The sequence below is a fragment of the Burkholderia anthina genome (assembly GCF_001547525.1).
Taxonomy (GTDB): domain Bacteria; phylum Pseudomonadota; class Gammaproteobacteria; order Burkholderiales; family Burkholderiaceae; genus Burkholderia; species Burkholderia semiarida.
The window spans coordinates 136,275-160,807 of sequence record NZ_CM003768.1; the positions used below are offsets into that span (position 1 = coordinate 136,275).

17 protein-coding genes are annotated in these 24,533 nt (G+C 65.2%); 10 read left to right on the forward strand and 7 right to left on the reverse strand.

The window, feature by feature from the left end:
- The first annotated feature begins 39 nt into the window (after positions 1-39).
- From tssA to WS64_RS00730, 7 genes are all read left to right on the forward strand, one after another.
- Complete coding sequence (tssA, locus tag WS64_RS00700) at positions 40-1,161, forward strand: type VI secretion system protein TssA (RefSeq protein ID WP_060965504.1); 1,122 nt, start codon at positions 40-42, stop codon at positions 1,159-1,161.
- Positions 1,162-1,228: 67 nt separating this feature from the next.
- On the forward strand, positions 1,229-3,790 hold the full coding sequence (locus WS64_RS00705) for a type VI secretion system Vgr family protein (RefSeq protein ID WP_060965505.1): 2,562 nt from the start codon (positions 1,229-1,231) through the stop codon (positions 3,788-3,790).
- Positions 3,790-4,830 carry a DUF4123 domain-containing protein gene (locus tag WS64_RS00710; protein ID WP_060965506.1) on the forward strand — a complete coding sequence of 347 codons (1,041 nt, stop codon included), beginning with the start codon at positions 3,790-3,792 and terminating at the stop codon, positions 4,828-4,830. Before WS64_RS00705 ends, WS64_RS00710 begins: the two co-directional genes overlap by 1 nt.
- A gap of 19 nt (positions 4,831-4,849) precedes the next feature.
- Positions 4,850-5,647, forward strand: coding sequence for a hypothetical protein (locus WS64_RS00715; protein WP_167351602.1), 798 nt, complete (start codon positions 4,850-4,852; stop codon positions 5,645-5,647).
- Between the two features lie 159 nt (positions 5,648-5,806).
- On the forward strand, positions 5,807-6,658 hold the full coding sequence (locus WS64_RS00720) for a DUF3304 domain-containing protein (protein WP_060965507.1): 852 nt from the start codon (positions 5,807-5,809) through the stop codon (positions 6,656-6,658).
- A 213-nt stretch (positions 6,659-6,871) separates the two neighbouring features.
- The gene (locus WS64_RS00725; protein WP_059577157.1) at positions 6,872-7,708 is read left to right on the forward strand and encodes a DUF3304 domain-containing protein; all 837 of its coding nucleotides are present in this window, start codon (positions 6,872-6,874) and stop codon (positions 7,706-7,708) included.
- Positions 7,701-9,983 carry a DUF2235 domain-containing protein gene (locus WS64_RS00730; protein ID WP_059577154.1) on the forward strand — a complete coding sequence of 761 codons (2,283 nt, stop codon included), beginning with the start codon at positions 7,701-7,703 and terminating at the stop codon, positions 9,981-9,983. The genes WS64_RS00725 and WS64_RS00730 overlap by 8 nt, the downstream gene beginning before the upstream one ends.
- A gap of 98 nt (positions 9,984-10,081) precedes the next feature.
- On the opposite strand, the gene WS64_RS00735 is transcribed toward WS64_RS00730, so the two are convergent.
- From WS64_RS00735 to WS64_RS00750, 4 genes are all read right to left on the reverse strand, one after another.
- Positions 10,082-11,032: an OmpA family protein gene (locus tag WS64_RS00735; RefSeq protein WP_059577151.1), complete on the reverse strand. Its 951-nt coding sequence runs from the start codon at positions 11,030-11,032 to the stop codon at positions 10,082-10,084.
- A 4-nt stretch (positions 11,033-11,036) separates the two neighbouring features.
- Entirely contained in the window at positions 11,037-12,026 is a 990-nt protein-coding gene (gene tagF, locus WS64_RS00740) for a type VI secretion system-associated protein TagF (RefSeq protein ID WP_059577148.1), read from the reverse strand.
- The gene (gene tssM, locus WS64_RS00745) at positions 12,023-15,967 is read right to left on the reverse strand and encodes a type VI secretion system membrane subunit TssM (RefSeq protein WP_060965508.1); all 3,945 of its coding nucleotides are present in this window, start codon (positions 15,965-15,967) and stop codon (positions 12,023-12,025) included. Before tssM ends, tagF begins: the two co-directional genes overlap by 4 nt.
- 301 nt (positions 15,968-16,268) lie before the next feature.
- A complete protein-coding gene (locus WS64_RS00750; RefSeq protein WP_059640096.1) occupies positions 16,269-17,114 on the reverse strand; it encodes a M15 family metallopeptidase in 846 nt (281 codons plus the stop codon).
- A gap of 121 nt (positions 17,115-17,235) precedes the next feature.
- On the opposite strand from WS64_RS00750, the gene WS64_RS00755 reads away from it, so the two are divergent.
- Both WS64_RS00755 and WS64_RS00760 read left to right on the forward strand, forming a co-directional pair.
- Positions 17,236-18,207: a hypothetical protein gene (locus WS64_RS00755; RefSeq protein WP_060965509.1), complete on the forward strand. Its 972-nt coding sequence runs from the start codon at positions 17,236-17,238 to the stop codon at positions 18,205-18,207.
- A gap of 213 nt (positions 18,208-18,420) precedes the next feature.
- The gene (locus tag WS64_RS00760) at positions 18,421-19,449 is read left to right on the forward strand and encodes a transporter (protein ID WP_060315573.1); all 1,029 of its coding nucleotides are present in this window, start codon (positions 18,421-18,423) and stop codon (positions 19,447-19,449) included.
- A 27-nt stretch (positions 19,450-19,476) separates the two neighbouring features.
- On the opposite strand, the gene WS64_RS32055 is transcribed toward WS64_RS00760, so the two are convergent.
- Together WS64_RS32055 and WS64_RS00765 are read right to left on the reverse strand one after the other, a co-directional pair.
- Complete coding sequence (locus tag WS64_RS32055) at positions 19,477-19,629, reverse strand: DUF1427 family protein (RefSeq protein WP_081059172.1); 153 nt, start codon at positions 19,627-19,629, stop codon at positions 19,477-19,479.
- A gap of 24 nt (positions 19,630-19,653) precedes the next feature.
- On the reverse strand, positions 19,654-20,631 hold the full coding sequence (locus WS64_RS00765; protein ID WP_060965510.1) for a quinone oxidoreductase family protein: 978 nt from the start codon (positions 20,629-20,631) through the stop codon (positions 19,654-19,656).
- A 160-nt stretch (positions 20,632-20,791) separates the two neighbouring features.
- Here WS64_RS00765 and WS64_RS00770 point away from each other — a divergent pair, with 160 nt between their 5' ends.
- Positions 20,792-21,712 carry a LysR family transcriptional regulator gene (locus tag WS64_RS00770; protein WP_059577134.1) on the forward strand — a complete coding sequence of 307 codons (921 nt, stop codon included), beginning with the start codon at positions 20,792-20,794 and terminating at the stop codon, positions 21,710-21,712.
- 123 nt (positions 21,713-21,835) lie between these two features.
- On the opposite strand, the gene WS64_RS00775 is transcribed toward WS64_RS00770, so the two are convergent.
- Positions 21,836-24,004, reverse strand: a complete 2,169-nt coding sequence (locus WS64_RS00775; protein WP_059577131.1) for a M1 family metallopeptidase — start codon at positions 24,002-24,004, stop codon at positions 21,836-21,838.
- Positions 24,005-24,533: the final 529 nt, after the last annotated feature.

The window sequence follows — 24,533 nt, forward strand, 5'->3', positions numbered from 1 at the left end:
CGGCCGCGCCCAGTCAAGCATTGATGAACTGACCGAACCATGCCGATCAATCTCCCCGAGCTGCTGACGCCGATCAGCGATGCGTCGCCCAGCGGCGACGACCTGCTGTTTTCGAACGAATTCGACGCGATCCAGGACGCGCGGCGCTACGACGACCCGACGCTCGACCAGGGCGAATGGGTGACCGAGATCAAGGAGGCCGACTGGGGCTTCGTCGTGGACCATGCGGGCGAGCTGCTGCGCACGCGCACGAAGGACCTGCGGCTTGCCGTATGGCTGACCGAGGCGCTCGCGCTCGAGGACGGCATCACGGGCCTCACCGAAGGCTATGCGCTGCTCGAGGGCCTGTGCCGCGACTTCTGGGACACCATCCACCCGCTGCCCGAGGACGACGACATCGAGCACCGGCTCGGCAACGTCGCGTGGCTGTCCGGCCGCACGGCCGAGCTGCTGCGCGCGGTGCCGCTGACGGACGGCGCGTCGAACGCGTTCAGCACGCTCGACTGGGAAGTCGCGCAGCACGTCGCGCAGGCGATCAGGCGCGACCCCGAACACGCGGACGACATCGCGCGCGGCAAACCGTCGATCGAGCAGATCGATGCGTCGCGGCGCGTGACGTCGATCGCGTTCTACACGGCGCTGCTGGCGAACCTGAAGGCGTTCGAATTCGCGCTCGATGCATTCGAGGAGCGGCTCGTCGAGCGCGCGGGCGATTCGGCGCCGAGCTTCCGGCAGGCGCGCGATGCGTTCGAGACCGTGTACCGGCTCGCCGAGCGCTTCGCGCGCGAACAGGGCTATACGGGCAGCGCGCCGCACACGCAGGCGGCGCCGCAGGCGCAGCCCGAACGCATCGAGCCGGTGTTCGGCCAGCCGATCCAGACCGAGGAGACTCACGTGCAGCAGCAGACCGCTTCGCGTCCTCCGGTGACGCAGACGATCGCCGGCATCCAGAACCGCGCGCAGGCCGTCGACCAGTTGCGCGCGGTGGCGCGCTATTTCCGCCAGACCGAGCCGCACAGCCCGGTCGCGTATCTCGCCGACAAGGCGGCCGAATGGGCCGACATGCCGCTGCACAAGTGGCTCGAGAGCGTCGTGAAGGACGACGGCTCGCTGTCGCATATTCGCGAGCTGCTGGGGGTGCGGCCCGACGAGCAGTCGTGAAGGACCGTTGTTTGACCTGAGAGCGCGGGCCCGACGGGCTCGTGATGAACGAGAAGAAGGGTGACGCATGAACGTGACCGAACTGGCACAGGCGATTCGTGGCGGCCTGATCCAGCAGGATCGGCTGCTGAAGACGGACATCCCGTCGCTGCCGAACAATGCGCTCGTGCCGCGTCGCGCCGTAGCCCGTTCGGCGCTCGGCCGTGATTTCAGCGTAACGCTCGATCTGGTGTCCACCGCGAGCGACGTCGAGCTCAAGACGCTGATCGCGCAGCCGATGACGCTGTGGATCCGGCAGGCGGACATGTCGTATCTGCCGATCAACGGCTATATCCACACGGCGCGGCGGCTCGGCGCCGACGGCAGCCTGTCGAGCTACCAGCTGAGCTTCGCGTCGTGGATGCACTTCCTCAAGTTCCGCAGCGACATGCGGTACTGGCAGGACCAGCCGGTCGACGCGATTCTCGCCGACGTGTTCGACACGCATCCGCAGGCCAGGGGGCGATACCAGTTCGCGTTGTCGAAACCGTTGCCGTCCCGCTCGTATTGCCGCCAGAGCGAAACCGACTGGAACTTCGTGCATCGGCTGATGGAGGACGAAGGGCTGTTTGGCTTCTGGCGGCACAGTGAAGACGGGAAGGCGCACACGTTCGTCATCACCGACGATCTGCATACGGTCGACGCGCTGTCGCCGAATACCGTCAGGTTCGATCGTTCGGGCAGCGGCACCGAGACTGCCGGTTTCACGCAATGGACCGCGTCGCGGACGTTGCAAAGCACGCTGCACACGACGCGCACGTTCGACTACAAATCGCCGTCGGCGGCGGGCAATCCGAACGGCACGTCGCTGCCGACGAAGGCTGATCAGGGCGACCTGCCGGGTCAGGCGGAAATCTACGAATACACCGGCGCGTACACGTATTCGGGCCAGGACCGCGGCGAACATCTGTCGAAGATTCGCCTCGAGGAATGGGAATCACGTGCGAAGCGTTTCTTCGGCGTGGGCGGCGTGCGTTCGATTGACGCCGGCCGGCGTTTCACCCTCGTCGACCATCCGGAGCACGATCGCGATGCGGCGAGCGACCGCGAGTTCGCGGCCATCGGCGTCACGCGTTACATCGAGAACAATCTGCCGGTCTCGGATCACGAAGCGAGCTTCCCTCATAGCTTGCAGGCCGAGCTGGCGCAGGTGAAGGCTGGTCGCGGGGAAGTGGCGGCGTTCGAGGTCTGCCATGCCGACGGCTCTGTCGGCTTCTATCTCGTCGAGGTCGAGGCGCAACGCGCGAGCGTGCCCTACCGCAGCCCGTTCGAGCACCGCAAGCCCGTGATGCAGCTCGAGACGGCGATCGTCGTGGGCCCGAAGGGCGAAGAGGTCTATACGGATGAACTGAACCGGATCAAGGTCATGTTCGTGTGGGACCGGCAGAGCGAAGGCCGAGAGACGGCATCGTGCTGGATGCGCGTCGTGCAGTCGGATACCGGTGGCGGTTACGGCGCCGTGCATATTCCGCGAGTCGGCGAGGAAGTGCTGATCGGCTATATCGGTGGCGACTGCGACCGGCCGATCGTCATGCATCGTGTCTACAACGGTGTTGCCAAGCCGCAATGGCATAGCGACGGCATCTTGTCGGGCTTCCGGTCGAAGGAATATGCGGGATCGGGGCACAACGAGATGGTGCTCGACGACGCGACCGGGCAGAACCGTGCGCGCCTGTTCAGCAGCAGCGGGAATTCGCTGCTTCATCTCGGCTATCTGATCGAGCAGAACGGGAATACGCGCGGTGCGTATCTTGGCTCCGGTTTCGATCTGCGCACGGATGCGTACGGGGCGATGCGTGCCGGGCAAGGCCTGTACGTGACGACGCATCCGAAGCGGGCGAACAGCCAGCCGCTGGACGTGAGCGAAGCGAAGCAGCAGCTTGCCAATGCGGAAGGATTGATCGAGTCGATGTCGCAGGTCGGCGAAATGCATCAGGCGGAGAGTCTCGGCGCGGGGCACGACGCGCTGAAGCAATTTACTGACGCGACACAGAGTAGCGTGGCGGGCGCGACGACCGGCGGCGGCAGGACCGCAGGCGGCGGGACGGGCAACGCGAATGCGTTCAAGGAGCCGGTGATGCTGTTCGCGAGCCCGGCGGGGATCGGGGTGGCGTCGCAGCAGTCGGTGCATGTGGCCAGCGACCGGCAGACCAATATCGTCAGTGGGCAGAGCACGTTCATCACCAGCGGGAAATCGCTGATCGCCGGCATCCGGGATCGCATCAGCCTGTTCGCGCAGAATGCCGGGATGAAGCTGCTCGCCGGGAAGGGCAAGGTCGAAGTCCAGGCGCACATGGACAACGTCGAACTCACGGCGCAGAAGACCGTGAAGGTGATGGCGGCGACAGAGGCTGTCGACGTGGCTGCGAAGCGGGAGATATTGCTGACGTCGGGTGGCGCTTACATCCGGATCAAGGGCGGCAGAATCGAGCTTCACGCGCCAGGGAAAGTCGATTTCAAGGGGGCGCAGCACCAGTTCAGCGGACCGACGAGCATGCAGTATCCGTTGCCCGCGATGCCGGGCGGCACGTGCAAGCAATGCGTGCTGAACGCGCACAGCGGTCGTGAGTCGATGGTCGAGGCGGATTGATGGACGAAGTCAACGATACGGGCGACCGGAACGACTCGGTCGGCGCGAGCGAAGCGGCTGACGCAGAACCGAATCCACGCGAGCTGGAGTGGCCGGCGTTTCTCGAGACGCTGAAGGCTTCGGTCGCGCGTACGGACGACGCTGGGAATGCGATGCGGCTTTACGTACTCGTCGATACGCGCGGTTATCAGGAGTTGGATGTGCAGCTCGCGGCAGTGCCCCGCCTGCGCTATGCGTCGCTTTGGACGGATACCGGGCTCGATGGTTATACGGATATCGCGCCGTACCTGATCGCGTTCGATCGCAACGCGATCAACGACGAGAACGCCGAGCAGTATCGGCTGCTGCGCCAGCTGTGGTTGGAGGCGGTCGACCTGCATGCGGTGACGTGGCTGTGGTCGACGTGGTCGTTCGATGCGCTCGATCAGCATTTGCGCCAATACGTCCAGTACAGGCTGCCCAACGGCCGTGCGTACTACCTCTTCTTTTTCGACAACCATGTACTGGGGCGACTTCGACAGGTGTGGCGCGATACGCAGGCGCAGCGGTTCGTCGCGCCGTTCGGCGAGATCCGGTATCGCGACAGGCGGCTGGGCGAAGTCGTGTGGCGCAATGACATGCACGCGAATGAAGGTGCGGTACCGGTGGGTGATGCGCCGGGTCTCAACGAGCAGCAGCATGCGCAACTGATCGAGCTCGGGTATCCGGACAAGCTCGTGCTGAAGTTCCGCGAGACGATGGGGGCGATGGTCGATCACATGTCCGATGCGGAACTGCATGATCGAGTAGTCGAGCAACTCGATCGCGCTACCGCGCACGGGATTGCCGAAGAAGCGGAATTGCAGTGCTACGTGATGACGGGCGTGCTGGTTTCGCCGCGGTTCGATGAGCATCCGGTCGTGAAGTCGTGTCTCGAGGCCGCTTCGCGCGGAGAAACGAGCGTGGATGCGGCACTGGCCTCGATCGACGATGCGACGTGGGACGCGATTCGCGATGCGCACGAGCGGGGATTGCTGGAGGCGCGTAGTGACGTGGCGTAGGTTCGGGCTCGTGGCGGGTATGCTCGCAGTCGTTTGGTGCTTGAGCGCGTGCGGCAAGTCGGAGCCGGTGTATAGCGGAGTCTCGGTTATTGCCCACAACTATCTGCCGTACAACCTCGACGGATTCTCGATCACTGATGCGTATGGAAATAAGGCACTTGGGGGAAACAGCCTGCCGGGCGGCGGGGGTGGGGTGACCTGTTGCTACAAACTCGAAGGCACAGAATTCGTCGTCAAATGGAGTTATGTCGACGTCGACCAGTGGCACAAAGGTAACGAGGAAACCCTGCACGCCGAGGCAACGGTTGCGATGTTGCCGACTCGGGTTCCGGAAAAGATCGGCGATCGAATTATCGAGGTGCACTTTTACCCGGATCGTCACGTCGAGCTGCAATTTCCCGGTGCGCTGGTGGGCACGTCGCGCATTCCGATGATCGATGTGTCGCGCTGGATGTCCAGCCGCTACCAGAACGAATTGAACCGGAGGTACGACGAACGCGAAGATCAGCAGTTTCGACGCATCGTTCGTGTCGTAGCGATGGCATGGTTGAAATACCGACTCACGGATCTCGATGATCTCAAGCAGTACGCTTACTACGACTTGCTTGTGAACAGCCGGTTCGATTCGCATCCGGCGGTCCAGCACGTACTGCAGACTGCTGCCGGCAAGCCGGGGATGTTCGCGAAATCGATGCGGTCATTGCCGAAGGGGGTGTGGTCAGCGCTGGTAAGCGATAGCTTCGCGCCAGTGGCTGTTCCGGTCGTTCCGGACGGATTGTTGCCGCCGCCGCGTGTGCCAGAGGTGCTGCATGGCTGAGTCGGGTGCGCTCGCTCGGGATTAAGGGTAGGCACCTACCGCGCATCGCACGCCGGACTGCAGTTGAGTTGTGCGCGAAGGCGATCAGTCGCAGATGCACAACAGGCGCTTGCTCGCCATGGAACGGCGCACGAAGTGTCATTCACAAGGGAAACATCGATGCATAGAGCAACGAAGCTGGCGCGCATGACGGGCCGTGTTCTGGCGACTTGCCTATTGTTCGCAGCGGTGACAGCCTGTGGTAAATCCGAGCCGATCTACAGCGGGATTTCGGTCATGGGTCGGAACTATCTGCCGTACAACATGAACGGCTTCACCATCACCGATGCTTACGGCAACAAGGCAAGCGGCGGTGGAGACGACCCGCCCGGCGCGGGAGGGGGCAGCGTCGCGTGCTGCTACACGCTCAAGGGCACCGAATTCACGGTCAAATGGAAGTACTACGACGCAGATCGATGGACGATGGACGACTCGCACGCGCAGCAAGTCGAGACCAAGATCGTGATGCCGAAGTCGGCCGTTCCCGATAAAGTCGGCAGCCGTATTCTCGAAGTTCATTTCTATCCGGATCGTCACGTCGAGTTTCAGTTCCCCGGCGAGCTTCTGGATGAATCACGCATTCCGGTTGTGGACGTTTCGCGATGGATGGCGACGCACTATCAGGAGCAACTGGACAAGAAATTCGACGATACGGACGGGCAGTCGCATCGGCGCATCGCTTGCGTTGTTGCCGGTGCGTGGCTGAAATACCGTCTGACCGATCGGGATGATCTTGAGCAGTATACGTATTACGCGTTGCTCGTGAATAGCCGGTTCGATGCACATCCTGAGGTTCAGCGCATCCTGCAAACGGCAGCCGGTAAGCCGGGAATGTTCGCGAAATCAATGCAATCGCTGCCGAAGCCCGTGTTGTCCTTGCTGTCGAACGAGGCGTTCGAAGCAGCGACAGTGCCGGCGATATCCGATGGTTTGCTGCCGCCGCCGCGTGCAGAGGATGCGCTGCACGGGTAATCATATCGGGTACGTGTCGGATTCGATTTGCGGTGCACACGAGTGGGATTGAGGAAACGTGGACAGCTTCGGCAGCGGGATGCGCGATGAGGAAAATAGGCGCGGCGCACTCGGTGGGCATGTCGCCGAAGGCATTCGGATGATTGCGGTTGGCCGATGTTTGCACTGGTGTGCCGGCCGCGATTCAGAAGGGAAACATCAATGAGTAGAGCAATGAGATTGTCGGGTCTGGTAAGTCGTGTTGTGGCAGGGTGCCTGCTCGTGGTGACCGTGACCGCATGTGGGAAGTCGGAGCCGACCTACAGCGGGATTTCGGTCATGGCCCAGAACTACCTGCCCTATAACCTGGACAAATTCACGATCGTCGACGCATACGGCAATAAGGCGAGTGGCGGTGGCGACAGTATGCCGGGCGGCGGCGGTGGCGTGACCTGCTGCTATCAGCTCAAGGGGACCGAGTTTACGGTCAAGTGGGACTATTACGACGTTGATCAGTGGCATAAAGGCGACGAGCAGACGTTTCATGCCGAAGCAAAGGTTACGTTGCCACCATCAAAAGTGCCCGAGAAAGTCGGTACTCGAATTGTCGCGGTTCATTTTTATCCGGATCGTCACGTCGAGCTTCAGTTTCCCGCTGCACCAGCGGACGACTCACGCATTCCGATGATTGACGTGTCTCGCTGGATATCGAGTCATTACCAGACGCAACTGAACAGACGCTACGATGAGCGTGAGGACCAGCAATATCGTCGCATCGCGCGCATTGTCGCTGCGGCCTGGCTCAAATACCGGCTCAACGACCTCGACGATCTCGAACAATACGCGTATTTCGTTCTGCTCGTTAATAACAGGTTCGACGCTCATCCGGCCGTACAGCAGATCCTGAAAGCGGCCAGCGGCAAGCCCGGCGCGTTCGCGAAGTCGATGCAATCACTGCCGAACGGTGTTCTGTCCGAGCTGAAACGCAATAAATTCGAAGCAGTGGCGGTACCCGCCATTCCCACCGGTCTGTTGCCGCCGCCGCGCGTAGAGGAGAAACAGCATGGCTGAGAGAATCAAGCTCGACCCGGACGACGCGACGCCGGCGTCGGTGTATGTTGCGCTTGCTCGTCAGAATGCGGACGCGTATCCGAAGGCTGATTGCATGCCGTGCGGGGCGACGATCCGCATTGGATTTTTCTTCGATGCCTTTGGTCGCAATCGCGACATCGATGATGCCTCAAGTTCTCAGTATTCGAACATCGCGCGACTCTGGGAAGCGCATCGTGAAATGAAGGACGAGAGGCGGCCCGCGAATCAGTTCTGGTATCGCTACTACTACTCGGGGCTGGGTACGCCGTTGAACGACGACAGCAATTCCGACGCGCTCAAGAACATGGGGAAGGCTGCCATCGTGGCAGGTGCCAAAAAGGCCGCGAGTGCTGCAATATCCGTCGGCGAGTCGTTCGCGCGCGTCAATGCGCCGATCAAACAGGCGGATATGAAAAAGCGCGTCGACAATGTGACGAAGCAGATCCTTGCGGGGGATTTTTCACTTCGGCCGGTCGAGAAGGCATTCGAGGACTTACGACGGGATATCGAGCGCATTCCCGCTCAGGCCCGGCGCATCACGAACGTGCTGAATGCATCGCCTGAGCGGATTTGGGAGCGAACCAAGGCGACTGGCAGGTTGCTGTGGCGCAATACCAAGAACGACGTCAAGACCAACATCAGGGGTAATCCGATGAAGACGGCGTGGGCGGTTGCACGTGGTCTTTTCGTTGGGCTGGTGATGGAGAATGTGCCAATTGCTCGAGACAACGCCGTGATGGCCGAGGCCTTCGGAACGGGTGTCGATACTCGACTGATCGCGGCGAAAGACCAGTTCGAGGCGGCTTACCATGAAGTGAAAGGCAAGATGCAGAAGATTCGCGTCATCGAGGTGTCGGTGTTCGGCGCGGATCGAGGCTGTGTATTGGCCCGGGCTTTCGTCAACGATCTGGCGGAGAAGTATAAGCGAAGAAACGATACTGATCTTGCAATCGACGGCGTTCCGATCCAGATCAAGTTCGTCGGCTTGCTTGACGCTGTTTCTTCGATCATGTCGGAAGAGGCCGGTGAACTGATCGGCATGGTGCCGTATTTGGGCCTGATCAAAACCAGTTACAAGGATCGCAAGCTTTCCATCCCCCCAAGCGTGCAGCATTGCGTCCACTTCGCGGCCGCCCACGAAATGCGCTTTTACCAGCGCCTTGATAGTCTTGAAAAGACTCGGGGGGCCCAGTTCCTCTACCCTGGAACGAGTTGCGACGTCGTGGGGGGCGCGCCAACCGGTTCGCTTGGCGTGAATGCGGAACTGATGAGGGTGCCGCTGCAAGACATGTTGCTGCAAGCGTTGAAGGCAGGGGCGGCCATGGATACGATGGAGGACATGTACCTCCATAAGCGGAAGACCTTCGACAAGTTTTCGATTGCCAAACCCATTATCGGAAATGGCAAGCAATACCGCATCCGGCAACTCGTCAATGCGTACACGGCACTCGTTCCCTATAGAGCCGGCCTCGACCTCGTCGCACATTCGAAAATCTTCCTGCGCTGGATCGCAGTCCGCTACCAGGACCCCGCGTTCCAGCGAACGATGTCCGACCCGGTCGCCGACTGGAAGCGCAACATGGCCGACGCCGACCTGCAGCGCAAGACGACGAAGTCCCAGCTCGATTGGGAACTGCAGCGGCAGGGCATCAACATGAGCATGCTGGCCAGTCGCAGTCCGGCCGATCAGGCGACGTTACGGGGGATGAAGGCGGCCAGCGATGCGGCACAGAAGCGCTACGAGAAGTTGATCGCGGAAGCGCCGAAGGATTACACGACTGTGTGGGAGCGCCTTCACAAGGAGTCGGAAAAGATGCTACGCAGAGCGTCCTACCAGGAAGGCCTGAAGAAATCCGCGGAGCAACTCCGCAACATGCCCGATTCATGGGATTCGAACAACAAGGCAAGCGCGGAGGCCGTCGAAGCAGCCATGCTGCCTGAACCGCAGATGGAACTCGTATCGGCCTGGAAAGAAGGGATCGAGGGCAAGCATCCGTTGCCGCCGGACGTGATGGCGCTGTTCGACATGCTCGTTCACGACACGTTGCTGACGAGCTGGCAAGACCATGTGCTCGCTCCGTCGCTGTACTTCCGGACACGGGACAAAGACGAGTTCGGCTCGTCCGATCTTGCCAAGGAGGCGGCCCAGCGCAAGAAAGACGATCGCGTCGCCGCACGCATCGACCAAGCTGCCAAGCAGAGCCAGGAATGGGCGAAAAGCTATAAGGGGGGCGCGACGCCTCCCGTTCACTGACAATCGGCCGCCGCTCATGCAAAACGGGCGGTGACATGCCTGCCACCGCCCGTCGTGTGCCGCGCCGCTTCGCAACGGAGCGGCCGGCCGATCCGCTGTTACTGCCCCACCCGGAACTCGATCCGCCGATTCCTCGCCCTGCCATCCGCCGTATCGTTCGGCGCGATCGGCTGATCCGGCCCGACCCCCGTCGTCGTCATCTGCTGCGGCGGAATGCTCTTCGTGATCAGATACCCCTTCACCGCGTCCGCGCGCGCCTGGCTCAGCGCGATGTTCGACGTCCGGTTCCCCGAGTTGTCGGTGTGGCCGATGATGTCGACCGTGCGGTTCTGCATCTTCGCGAGCGCGGCCGCCATCTGGTCGAGGATCAGCTTGCCCTGCGGCGTCAGCGTCGCGCTGCCGGTCTCGAACTCGATCGTCCGGTTCGCGAGCGTCTGGTCGAGCACGCCCTGTTCGGACGCCGACACGCGCAGCCCGTTCTTGATCGTGTACGTCGGGTTCAGCGTGTTCGCCATGTCGCTCGCGAGTTGCTGGCGCTGCGCCTCGTTGTGCACCTCGCCCTTCATCTCGATCTGCGTGCCGTTGATCTTCAACTGGCCCTTGCTGATCTGCTTGAGCTGCGCGCCGAGCAGCTTCTGCACGTTCGCGCTCCAGTTCGGCGGCGTCGCGACGTCGCCCACCTCGATCTGGTCGACGACGTTCGTCGCGCCGTAGGTGTCGCGCAGCTTCTGCAGCACGGCCGCCTTGGTCGCCTCGTCGGGCACCTTGCCGCCCACCACCACCTGGCCGGGCGTCGCGTTCGCGGGCGGCGGCGCGATCGTGGCGGCGGTGCCGTGCACCACCGTGCCGGACGCGCCGCCGGCGTTCGGACTGGCCTGCGGCAGCGCGGTCGTCGCGACCGTGCCGTTGCCGACCGGCGTGACGGTCGCGCCGGTGTTCTGCGCGAAGGCCGCGCCGCTCGCGACGAGGCCGGCGGCGAACAGTGCGGCGAGGGCGGGCGAGACGGCGGCTGAAAGACGCGCGCGCCGGGCCTGAATCGTGCGATGCATGCCGTCAGCCTCCGATGAACGCTTCGCGGAACGCGTCGATGGCGACGCGCAGCGAGAGTTGCGGTTGGTCGAGGTAGCTGACGAGCTTGCTGATCTGGTGATCGTTTTGCGCATGGGCGTCGATCCACTCGGGATCGTCGATGTCGATGTTGTGGGCGGCGTAGGTCTGCGGGTCGACGACGCTCAGCAGCGTCTTCGCCGACGCGCCGTTGAAGCCGATGATCAGCCGTTCGCGTTCGGCGATCGTGCCGATGAAGATCGCGAGCTCGAAGTCGGCCTGCGCGACGAACGGCGCGATCAGCTCGAGCCAGAACGCGGCGACGAGGCTGCGGTAGAACGGATCGACCGGCAGCGGCAGCGTGAGGCCGCGTTCGATGTGCGACGAGCCGCTCTGCATCACCGGCCGCAGCAGCGAGCCGAGCGCGAGCATCGCGCCGCGCAACCGCACCGGGTGACCGCTTTCGAGCAGCATCTGCTGCAGGCCGTACAGCGACTGGTGTTCGACGAAATCGTTGAAGGTGCCGTCATGCGACGTGCCGGGCCCGCCGATGTCGATCGGCACCTGCGTGTCGCCGAGCGCCTGCAGCGCGCCGGGCGGCTCGTCCTTGCCGAGCAGCGGCGGGATCTGCGCGGCGACGCGCGACCACAGCCGCGCGAACGCGAGCGGGCTGCGCGCGAGGAACGCGAGCGGCCGGTCGACCTCCAGCGCGGTGGCGCCGAGGAACGGGAAGCGGCGCATCGACACGTCGTGGCTCGCGACCATGTGGCCCGCGATCGCGAGCTTGCTGCGCGAGCCGAGGAACGCGAAATGCATCGGCTTCGCGTCCTCGTAGACGATCTTCCAGCGCGGATCTTCCGCGAGCAGCTCCAGCGCCTGCGCGATCCAGCGATCGAGCGTCTGCAGCAACTGCGGATTGTGCGCGCTCTTCACGAAGTCGCCGCGCGACGGAATCTTGCCGAAGTAGGCGATTTGCGCCTGTACGGTTTGCGTCATTGCGCCCTCTGTGCATTCGTTGCGTTGGCGGCCGCGACGGCCGGCGCGGCGCCCGGCGTGCCGGCGCCGGCTTGCGTTGCGTTCTGCGCGGCGCCCGCGCTCGCGTCGGCGACCGACGACGGCAGCTGCAGGCCGCGCAGGCTCTGCTGCTGCGGCTGGTCGCCGCCGCCGGCCGACGGCTGCGACGTGCTGATGATGCGCATCGTCACCGACACGTTCACGCTGCCCTGCGCCCACGTCAGGTCGAACGTGCCGTCCGGACGGCGCTTGCGCTGCGCCGAGTTGATCAGCTTCTCGAGACCGTAGCGGCCCGGCTCGTTGACGAGCTGCACCGTGCGGCCGTCGAAGGTCGTCGCGGACAGCGTCGCGCCCGGCGAGCCCTGCGGGTTCGGCCACACGAAGTTGGTCCACTGCGGCGGCGTGTTGCGGTAGCGCAGTTGCTGGCCGTCGATCGCGATCGTGTATTCCGTCGTGCCCGTGCTCGGTTGCGGCAGGATCTGGAACACGGTCTGCGGCTCGGACGATGCGGCCGCGCTGCCGGCGGCGCCGCCCGCGAGCGGCGCGACCCAGCGTGCGAAGCCGTTCGTGAAGTCCGGCGTGAGCCCGATGCCCATGTCGCCCCACGTGCGGGCGGCGAGCGTGTCGCCGCGGCGCACCGCGAGCGGCCCGAGCGTCGTGCCGACGAACTTCGCGATCGAGCCGTCCGGGCCGAACACCTGCGCGATCTCGCCGGCGCCGGCCTCGACCTTCGCGTTCGCCGCGAACGGGTACTTGGTCGCGAGCGAGTTCTGGAACGGCTGGTAGACCTGCGCGTTCCACACCTTGTTGACTTCGGCGCTGGCCGGCTGGATCACCACCGCGAACGCCTGCATCAGCGGCCGCACCAGCAGCGGGCGCAGCGACTTGCGTTGCGAATCGGTCAGGCCCGTCAACATCTGCTCGTCGACGAGCTTCAGCGAATCGGCGAGTTCCGAACCGCTGCCGTCGAGCGTCTGCTGCATCAGCTGACGCGCGCCCGGCCCCGGGTCACCCTGGTTCTTGATCACGTTGAAGCGCGTGCGGACCTTCGACAGCGACTCCATGTAGCCCTTCAGCATCGACGTGCCGTCATGCGTCGCGACGATCCGCGCGAGCCCGACGAACTCCTGGCCGATCGGGCCCATCGGCACCTCGGCCGGATTGCCGTTGATGTCGATGTTGGCTGCCGCCATCTGGCCGGCCTGCGAGCGCGTGAACAGTTGCTTGACCCAGTTCACGACGCCCGTCTGCGCCTTCTTGATCGCGACGTTCGCGAGCGACGGGTTGTCCCACGACGTCTGGTCGTACGCGGTCTCGAGGATCTTGCGGATCGGCGAATCCTGCGGGTCGCCCAGGCGGTTCATGCCGTCGACGGCCTGGCCGAAGCTGGTGAAGCCCTGGACCGCGATGCCCTGCATGAACTTCTGCCAGTGCTGCGCGTACTCGGTCTTGTACATGCCGACGAGCGTCTTCTGGATCTGCTCGGGGCTGCCCTCGAGCGTCAGGTCGTCCTGCGTCGACGTGTTGAGCACCCAGTCCTTCGCCTGCAGTTCCTTGGTCGCCGCATCGCGGATCGCCGGCTGCACGTAGTCGAACCACGCTTCGCGCGTGAACGTGCCCGGAATCGCGTAGCTGCCTGCCACGAGACCCTGGTTGCCGTCGCCGACGATGCGCGCGATGGTCATCGGCGCGAAGCGGGTCGACGCGCGCGCCTTGATTTCCTCGTACACGCGCTGGCGGGCCGGCATGCCGCGCACGACGCGGCGCAGGTTCTCGCGGGTCTGGTCGACGAGCGCGAGGTTCGCGTCGATCATCGGCCAGTCGTTGTCGTTCACGCGCGACAGGTAGAACGAGATCATGCGCTCGGCGCTCCGGATCATCTCGTCGCGCGGCATGTTGCCGCGATTCGTCTCGAGCCAGCCGCGCCAGAAGCGGGCGAGCTGGTCGGTCAGGTGCGCCTGTTCGACGTGGCGCTTGTCGGACAGCATCAGGTACGTCTTGAGCGCGTTGTACGCGTCCTGCACGTTGGTCGGCGACGCGTCGCTGTAGAGGCCGCCCTGCGGCGCGGCTGCCTGTTGCGGGGCGGCGGCCGGCGCGGTGCCGGACGCGGCCAGCGCGGCGCCCGCCTGCGGCGCGGCGCCTGCCGCGTTCGTCGAGACCGGCATCGTACCGCCCTGCACGGCGCCCGATTCGGGCGGGCGCGTCATCGGCACGAGCTGCTCGGGGTGCGCGTTCACGTCCTTCATGAACGACGCGAGGTTCTGCGACACGGGGGCCAGCAGGATCTGGCGCACGCCGCCGTAGTACTCGGTCAGCAGGTGCTGCTCGAGACGGTCGCCCTGGTACAGGCCGAGCGACACCGACAGCGGCTTGTCGCGGCGGAACTGTTCGAGCTGCTCGATCCGATCCTCGAGGATGTCCATCGCCTGCAGGCGCGACTGCAGGTCGTTGCGGCCTTGCTGCAAGCGCGTGACGTTGTCGAGGTCGGCCTGCACGTTCGCGACGAGCTGCTGGTTGCCGATCGTCGACCAGGTCCAGCCGCCCAGCGCGAGCGCGAGCGCCGCGACGAAGCCGAAGAAGGTCGCGTAGCGCAGCCGCGTCTTGGTCGGGCTCGCGAACTGGCGCACCGTCTGGCGGTCGGCGAAGATCACCTTCGAGAACAGGTCGCGCAGGAAGAAGCCGTTCTTCGAGAACGCGCTGTGCGGTTTCGGCAGCGCGCTCGCGTCGAGGCCGAAGCGGTGCGCGATGCGCTGCGCGGCCGCGCTGTTGGTTTCGCCTTCCTGCAGCGCGCTGGTGAAGTAGAAGCCGCGGAAGATCGGCTTGTACTGGAACGGGTTGTTCTCGAACAGCGTCGCGAGGAACGCGCGCAGCGACGGCTTGATCGTCGAGAATTCGAGCGGGAAGCTCAACTGGCCCGGCGACAGCTGGTTGCCGCGCGACAGCGACAGTTGCGCGACGCTGATTTCCTTCAGCCCTTCGTAGAGTTCCTCGAAGTGCGTGTCGAACTGCGCGACGACGTCGCGCTTGTCGTCGGGCTCGTAGGGCAGGGTGGCGCCCCACACGCGGTCGTACTCGTGCTTGTCGCTGCTGCTGAAGAATTCGGTGAAGCCGGTGATCAGGTCGGCCTTCGTGAACATCACGTAGACCGGCGCGAACACTTCCAGCTTTTCCGTCAGCTCCTGAACGCGCTGGCGGAGATTCTTCGCGAGGTTGATCGCGAATTCGGGGCGGTTGCCGGTGAGCTCGGCGATGCTGGCCGTGACGATGATGCCGTTGATCGGCGCCTTCGGGCGGTAGCGCTTGAGCAGCCCGAGGAAGCCGAGCCACTCGCTGCGGTCTTCCTCGTGCACCGAATAGCGGCCGGCCGTGTCGAGCAGGATCCCTTCGGTCGTGAAGAACCAGTCGCAGTTGCGCGTGCCGCCGATGCCGTGGATCACGGCGCTGTTCTTGTCCGCAAACGGGAACTGCAGGCCGGAATTGAGCACGGCGCTGCTCTTGCCGGCGGCCGGGTTGCCGATCACGATGTACCACGGCAGCTCGTACAGCGCGGAGCCGCCCGAAACCTGGCCGATCTTCGACGTCTTGATCGTCTTCACCGCATCCGACAGGCGCGTGCGCAGCACGTCGAGGTCGGCCGTCTTCGCGTCGGGCGCGAGCGCGGCGGCGGCCGGCGCGGCGATCTTGCCGGTTTCCGCCTGCTCTTCCAGTACCTGGCCCAGCTGCCGGTTCGCGCGCTTCACGCGCCAGCGGCGCCACAGCGCGACGGCGAGCCACAGCGCGAGAACCGCCGCGAACGCGATCGCCGCCCACAGGAGCGGCAACTGCAGCATGTCGGCGACGATGAACAGAATGGCCGCTAGCGCGACGATCCCGACGATCGAGAGCGTACGCGGATGAGTCAGCACGTTGAGGATGCGTTGCATAGGACGTTCAGGTTCCGGTGCGATTCGGTGAGGCGACGCAGGCGCGTCGAGCGGCAAGGGTGGCGCCGCGATGTGTCGCCATGCTGTCAAACGGGATGAAGGAGGCTGGCATCAATACGCTCGCGGCATCGGAGAAGGCGCGCGCATTAACGAAAGGACGCTGTGAGATTTAAAACGGAAGCGGCGGCCGGAAAAAATCGCGCACCGGAATGCCCGATTGTTTGCGCCGCCCAAATCGTTTCCTGCCGGGTGATTAAAAAGCCCCATGCCGCCCTCATTATTTCTTGTCCGGCAGCCCTGACTAGCTGCCGCGTCCCAGTTTAAAACCGGGTTTATGGTATTCCACGTGCCCGAGATCCATCATTTTCCATCGGCCGCCCCAGGTCAGGCCGACTTGTTCGGCGACCTGGCCGTACAACTGGTAGCCGCGCATCGCCCACGGGTCTTTCTCGGAAATGACCAGCTTGCCGTCGCGCAGGAATGCGTTGTCCGCCGCCAGCCCGAACTGGTGATAACTCTGGAAGGCTGCCGCGTTGGTCACGTTGCTGCCCATCTGCGCCAGCCGGTTCTGCCGTTCCGGGCTCCGGTAACCTTCCAGCAGCGCCATTTCATAACCGTGCTGTTCGTGCATGATCTTGTAGACCAGCAGCAAACGCGTGCGGAAATCCGGGTCCAGCAGGTTCCAGTCGCGGCTCGCATCCTTCAGCGCCGGGCGGACCTGCTCGACTTCCTTCGTGGCGAAGACTTCCGGCGGCAGCGGCGGCGGCGGCACGAGCTGCTCGCCCTGCAGCAGCGCGGCGATTTTCTCGTCGGGCACGCGCGCCGTGTCGTCGTACTGGAACAATTGCCGGCCGCGTAACGCGATGGCGACCAATGGCGGCGTCGCAAGAATACCTGCCGATACCATAATCATCAAGCGCCGTCGAACCAGTAAATTTTGCACATCGCTTAATGCGCCGCGCGTCACGCTTGCCGATTTAACAATCTGACTGCGCGCGCGCGCGGCGCGATCGTTCGCCCGGCGCGTGAGACGGCCGTGAAACTGGGCAACGGATTCGAAAACGGCCGCCCGGATACCCGGTAAAAGCAACAGTGCCGCAACGGCGACGGCAAGGGCGAAATAGGCGACGAGTGCGACGGCAATCAAAGAAATCCCCGGAAATTGGAATTGATTGTGTTTTGCAATGCTTGCTCTTAGAATCAGGCTGCTTCGAGAGGCCGGGCTATATTATCGCGGTGAATTAAACCAGGATTCAATGAGACGCTGAATGAGTGCGCCGGAAAATTCAAATTCGAAAACTCCGCCCAGCCTGCTGTCCGATACCAAACCGGCAGGCGAGGGAGGACCTCGGCAGTCGCGCATTCTCGCGGATCTGGAAGGGCGTGTCACGCCGCCCGCCGAGCCGCCGCGCCGTTCGCTGAAGGGGCCGATCGCCGCCGTCGTGGCGCTGGTCGTGGCCGTCGGCGGCTGGGGCGCGTGGCGCATGCAGCAGTCGTCGGGCGAACAGCCCGCGGCGGTGGTGGCCGCCACGGCACCCGCGGCGGCGCCAGGCAAGGCCGCCCCGGCCAGCGGCGCCGCCGCGCAGGTCGCGCAGAACGGCGCGTCCGCCGCGCCGGCCGCGCAACCGGCCACGATCGTCAACGACGATTCGGCGTCCCAGGCCGTTGCATCCGCTTCCGCCGCGTCCGCCGCGGACAACAGCCGCCTGTCGCGCGCGCTCGCCAACGGCGCCGACGACGCATCGGGCGCGGCCACGGCCGGCGCAGCCGCAACCGCCGCGGTCGCCACGGCGGCGACGGCCAGGTCCGCGAAGGCCGACGCGTCGAAGAGCGCGAAGGTCGCGGCCCACGGCAAGACCGACACGAAGGCGGACACGAAGGCCGACGCCCGCAAGCATCGTAAGGAACAGCAGGCCGAACTCGCGCAGGCGAAGAAACGCCGCGACGCGACGGCGGCCCGTACCGCGAAGGCCGGCGCGAAGGACGATCCGGATGCCGATCTGCTCGCCGCGCTCGTCGCGCGTACGAAGCCGGCCGACAAGACGCTCGCCGCGCAGAAGGCGCAGGCCGTGTCGACCAAGACGGCGGCGGCGACCGGCGGCTCGCTGGCGTCGCGCGTGAAGGCGTGTTCGGAGCGCGGTTTCTTCGAGGATCAGCTGTGCCGCTGGCGCGTGTGCGACGGCCACTGGGGCAAGGACCCGGCGTGCCCGAGCGCCGCGCAGTCGGAGACGCGCCAGTAGCGCGCGCCGCGCCTGCCGCGACGTGTTGCGTGTCCGCGCCGCCCCGATGGGCGGCGCGTTTGTTTTCGGGGAACGGAAAGCTGCCGGCATGATGCCGCGTGACACTGTCACGCGCGTGTCATGGCCGTCGGGCATACGTCTCCTTTCTTTTCCCGGCGCGGGCCCGCGACCCGCGATGTGCGGCGCGCCGCGCGCCGCACGACCTTCGACACGATGGACCTGATCGTACAGACTTACGGCGCCGATACGTCCGGCATGGTGTGCGGATTCCGCTTCGTTCCGGGCGGCGCCGGCGCGACGCTCGATGCCGACGCGGCCGCCGCATGGCTGCGCACGTGCCGCGAACAGGGCGCGGCCGCACCGGGCGATTTCGTCTGGCTGCACTTCAATCTCGCGCACGGCGCGAGCGAGCGCTGGATGCGCACGCATCTCGGGTTGCCCGACAGCTTCTTCGAATTCCTGCACGAAGGCTCGCGCTCGACGCGCATCGAGCAGGAGGACGGCGCGCTGCGCGCGATCGTCAACGACGTGATGTTCAACCTCGAACTGACGCCGTCGGAGATCGCGACGCTGTTCGTCCACGTCGAGCGGCGCATCATGGTGACCGCGCGGCTCAAGCCGCTGCGCTCGGTCGACACGCTGCGCGCGTGCGTGCGCGACGGCGAGGCGTTCCGGTCGCCCGCGGAGCTGCTCGTGCATCTGCTGCGCGACCAGGCCGACCTGCTGATCCAGATCATGCGGCGCACGAGCGTCGACGTCGACCGCATCGAGGATCGCTTCCTGTCGCAGCGGCTCACGTCGAGCCGCATCGAGCTCGGCGCGATGCGCCGTACGCTGACGCGCCTGCAGCGCATGCTCGCGCCGGAGCCCGGCTCGATCTTCCGGCTGCTCGCGAAGCCGCCCGCGTGGCTGCATACGGAAGACGTGCAGGAACTGCGCGAGTCGACCGAGGAATTCTCGCTGGTGCTTGCCGATCTGGCGGGGCTCAACGAGCGCATCAAGCTGCTGCAGGAAGAAATCGGCTCGCGCCTCGACGAGCAGAACAACCGGACGCTGTTCACGCTGACGCTCGTCACCGTGATCGCGCTGCCGATCAACATCGTCGCCGGCTTCTTCGGGATGAACGTCGGCGGCGTGCCGTTCGCGGAGAACAAGCACGGCTTCTGGCTGATGGTGCTGCTCGTCGCGGGCTTCACCGCGCTGGCCGCGTGGTGGGCGTTCCGGCGCCGCGACGATCGCTAGCGAGGCACCGGGCGTCGCATCGACGCGTCACCGCAGCAGCGCGATCGCGCGTTCGCCGATCACCATCCCGAGCAGGCCGACGAGCGCAACGAGCGGCGGGGCCGGCGAGCGCACGTGCAGCAGCGCGTACAACACGCCGACACCGACGCCCACCGCGAGCGAAATCACGTAGTCCATCATGGCGGTCTCCCGTGTGCTCCGGTATCAGGGTTTGAGGATCACGCGTTCGCGCGCACCGGCCAGCACCGCGCGATACGCATCGTGCGCACGCTCGAGCGGGTACACGTCGCCGTCGCCGATCGGAAACGGGCGCAGCGTGCCGTTGCCGAAGCCGGGCGCGAGCGTGTCGAGGATCCGCGCGACCGCGGCCGCGCCGAGCTGCAGCGAATCGATGCCCACGAACGTGTGCTGGGCGCGATAGAACGCGAAGATGTCGAACGGCACGCTGCGCTCGATCGTCGAGATGAAGATCTGCCGCGCGCCGATCGCCATCGATGCGTTCGCGGCTTCGAAATACGGGCTGCCGACCGTGTTGTAGACGAGGTCCGCGCCGTGGCCACCGGTCATCTCGCGCACCGCGTCGGCCACCGTCCGGCTCGATGCGTCGATCATGCGGACCTCGCCCGATGCGTGGCCACGATAGCCGCCCGGGCCGCGCTCGACGCCGATCACGGTCGCGCCGCGCGCGGTGGCGAGCTGGATCGCGGCCTGGCCGACCTTGCCGTTCGCGCCGAACACGAGCACGACGTCGTCGGCCGTCGGCATGCCGGCGCGGCGCAAGCCTTCGTACGCGGTGACGAACGGCACGCCCACGCCGGCCGCCTCGTCGAGCGTCAGCACGGCCGGCTTGCGGCGCACGTGCGCGGCATCCAGCACGAGCCATTGCGCATGCGAGCCGTCGCGGCCGACGCCGAGATCGCCGCCCGATCCCCACACCGGCGCACCGATCCAGTCGTCCGGGCCGCCGCGTACGATGCCGGCCCAGTCGCGCCCCGGCGTGCGCGGCCACACCGCATGCGGCATGCGGCCGAGCGCGGCCTTCACGTCGCTCGGGTTCACGCCGGCCGCGCGCACCTCGATCAGCATCTGGCCGTCGGCCGGCACGGGCGGCGGAATGTCCCGGACCCGCGCGTCGAGCGACTCGATGTCGGCGGCGGGGGTGTCGAAGCGGATGCTGCGCATGAGATTCTCCATGAACGAGGGCCGCCGCGGCCCGGCGGGCCGGCGCGTGCGGCGGATGAAAGCGATGAAGGCAGTCTAGTGGGCCCGATTTGACGCGGAAACGTGCAAAGGCGGATGATTGCTTTGCGTTTTTCGCACAGCCAGACCCCCAGGCCCCTGAATGGACGACTTCCTTTCCCCGCACCTCGCGCTGTTCGTCGACGTGGTCGATCAGCAGAGCTTCTCGGCAGCCGCGCGCCGGCTCGGCGTCGCCGCGTCGTCGGTCACGCGGCGCATCGACCGGCTCGAGACGCAGCTCGGTATCCGCCTCCTGCATCGCACCACGCACGCGCTCCGGCCGACCGAGGCCGGGCAGTTGCTGTACGGTCGCGCGACACGGATGCTGGCCGAGCTGCGCGGACTGCAGGAAGACCTGCATAGCCAGCACGACGAACCGGGCGGGCTGCTGCGCATCGACTGTCCGGCGCCGTTCGGCCGGCGGCATCTGATGGGCGCGCTGGCCGCGTTCATGCAGCATCATCCGGCGTTGCAGGTCGATCTCGTGCTGACCGACAGCATGGTGGATCTGCAGGGTGCGCGACTCGGTTCCGACGTCGATCTCGCGGTGCGCATCGGGCCGCTGGAGGACACGCGTTTCGTCGCGACCGTGCTGGCGCCGCAACGGCGCGTGCTGTGCGCGAGCGCGGCCTACCTCGCACGGCGCGGCGAGCCCGAATCGCCCGACGCGCTGGCCGGCCACGACTGTCTCGCGTGGCATGGCGCGCCGCCGCCGGGCGCATGGCGTTTCGGCGAGCGCCGTCACGCGCCCGCGCAGCCGCGGTTTCGCAGCAATCATTCGGAAGCGTTGCGCGAGGCGGCCATCGACGGGCTCGGTCTCGCGCACCTGCCGACGTGGCTAGTGGCGGACGCGCTGCGCGACGGACGGTTGCGCGCGGTGCTGCCGCAGTACGCGGCGGCGCCCGAGCCGGCGACGATCCACGTATTGCGCCAGCAGGCGCGCGGCAGTGCGCGCACGTCGCGGCTCGTGGCGTTCCTCGCCTCGTGGTTCGCGCAACCGGCGTGGGATGCCGCGTGGGCGTGACCGCGAACGGGCGCCGCGCGGCATGAAAAAAAGGGCCTCGCATGCGAGGCCCGTCAACAGGTCGGAGAAACCGGTACGCCGGCCGGCGCCGCGGGTCGCGCGGCACCGGCCGGGTGCGCACCGTTACTGCGTCACTACCTTGCGCGGCTTGAAGATGCCCTGGTAATGCAGCGCCGGGCGTTCCTTCGTCACCGCTTCGATGCCGCCGAAGCTCGGCGTCTGGCGCAGCTTCATCGCGGCCGGCGAAGCGACCGAGCCGATCGACGTCGAGCGCGAGGCCGGTGCGAGGTTGTTCGCGACGAGCAGCGCCGCTTCGCTCTTCAGGTTCGCCAGCAGCACCGGATCGGTCGAGCCGTTGACCTGCGTGAGCACGCCGCTCCAGGCCGCGTCGCTGTAGTTCACGACGTAGTAGTCGAGACCGCTCGGGTCGGCCACCACGCCCGTGCAGCCGTCGATCCGCGTCTGCGCCTGCGTATCCTTCAGCGCGAGCGTCGTGCGTTTCGCGAGACCCTGGCCGTACGCGAGCGTGATCGGCACCGTCCACTGCAGGCCCGGATACGCGTTCTTGTTCGGGAACGGCTGCTGTTTCAGCGTGACGACGGTCTGGTTCTTCGTCAGGTCGCACTGCGTGTCGAGCGAGATCAGCGGCACGCCGGTCTGACGCACGTAGCTGTCGCCGATCGGGCCGACCGCCTGGCCGCTTTCCTTCGACAGCGCATCCCACAGACGCTTCGGCGTCCCGTTGCCGAACGAGTAGTCGACCAGGTACTGCTGCAGGCCCTTGCGCAGCGTCTGCTCGCCGAGATAGTTCTCGAGCGTCTTCAGCACGTGGCCGCCCTTGTCGTACGTGAACGCGCTGGCGCTCAGCACGAAGTCGTTCGACGCCCAGTCGTTGAAGTTCGGCGCGACCGGGAACGCGTTCGGGCCGATGTCACGATTGATCACGCGGTACTTGTTCTTCACCTGGTCGAGCCAGCTGAACTCGTCGGGGAAGAACTGGATCGTCGTCTTGTTCTCGAAGAACGTCGCGAACGACTCGTTGAGCCACACGTTGTCCCACCAGTCGGTCGTCACGAGATCGCCGAACCACTGGTGCGCCACTTCGTGCGTCAGCACTTCATTGCCGTAGCGCGACATCGGCTGGCCCGGCTGCGGCAGGATGTCGTCGGCGAACTCGAGGATCGAGCCCCAGTTCTCCATCCCGCCGAAGTTCAGGTCCTTCTGCTCCTTGAACGCGTCGTTCGCGGCGACCGTGTCGAACTTCGTCAGCGGCAGCGGGATACCCGTGTAGCGGTAGTAGTAGTCGAGCGCCTGCTTGGTGCGGTCCATCGCCGGCTTCGCCCACTCGCTCATGCCCGGCGGCGTGAACACGCGCAGGTGCAGGCTGCCCTTGGCGCCCGGCAGCGGGCTCGTGAAGTCGTCCTCGTAGGTGTCGAACATGCCGCCGCCGAAGAACAGCAGGTACGACGGCATCGGCGGGGTCTTCTCGAACTGCACGAGCTTGTAGCCGCCGCCGACGTTGGTCGACGGCTTCTCGGCCGCGTTCGACACGACGCGCCAGCTTTGCGGCACTTCGGCCGTCACTTCATAGGTCGGGCGGAACGCCGGCTCGTCCCAGCCGGGGAACCACTGGCGCGACAGGTTGGTTTCGCCCTGCGTCAGGATCGCGCCGCTCGTCTTGCCGTCGGTGCCCTTCAGGTCGACGCGGAACACGCCTTCCGCGGCCGAGCAGCCCGGATACGGATCGTCGCCGCAACTGCCACCGGTCTGGTTGACCGGATCGTCATACGACTTGAAGTTGATGATGCCCGACCACTCCATGTGCAGCGAATAGTTGCCCGGTGCGATCGTGCCGGCGACGGGGCGCAACTGGTAGAAGTCGCCCTTGTCCTGCGGCGTCGCGATCAGCTGGATGTTGCCCGGCTGCAGTGTGATGCGGCCGTTCGTGAACTTGATCCGGTGGCCGGCGACCACGATGTTGTTGACCGGCTTGAGCACCTTGATCTCGACGTCGGCGCGGCCGTCGAACGCGTTCAGCGCGTCGTTCGGGCGGAACCACAGCCGGTAGTTCACGGGCACCACGGTGTCCGGCAATTCGACAGGCGAGACGCTCTTGTCGACGTTGGATGCGCTCGGCGGCGCGGTGACGGCGGGCGACGAGCCCGTGTGCGGCGCGCCGGCGGAGCTCAGCGCGGAAGCGGAGCCCGCACCGCCGTCGTCGCCGCCGCAACCGGCGAGCGCGAGTGCGGCGACGAGCGGCAGATAACGCATCTTGCGAATATGAATCGACATGACTGAAACCTCGATCGTTGAAAGAATCGTTCAGTGCTGCGAAAACGCCGGCAAAAGCAATCCCCTCGCCGTTTAATCAACGGCGAAAAAATGGCAATGACGGATTATTCGAAAAGACGGCGGCCGACTACGTGAAGGTAATCATGGTTTACTGCCCCCTCTGAATTTCCGGATGTCGGTTAACTGGCCGGTTCAAAATGGCCGTGCGCGTGTTGTACTGAATTGATTTCGCGCGCACGACACGGGGCCGCACGCCCGGCGCGGGCGCGCAATCCCTTTGAACCGACGACCTACGGGGCTGGCCGGGCCAGGCCGCAGGACGGAAGGACAGCGTGTCGCCGTCCCGGAAATACGCCGTCATGCGGCTTCAAGGTGTGTCGGCTTGCTCCAAGGATGCGTAAATATACTTGATGGTTTTGGGTAAAGGAAACGAAAAATTTAGAAAGAACGTCTATTGAATTTCCGGCGCTTCATTGAACGCTGGAAGTCATTAATGCGCTTTCCGTTTATCTGCCGATTTCGTAGTTTT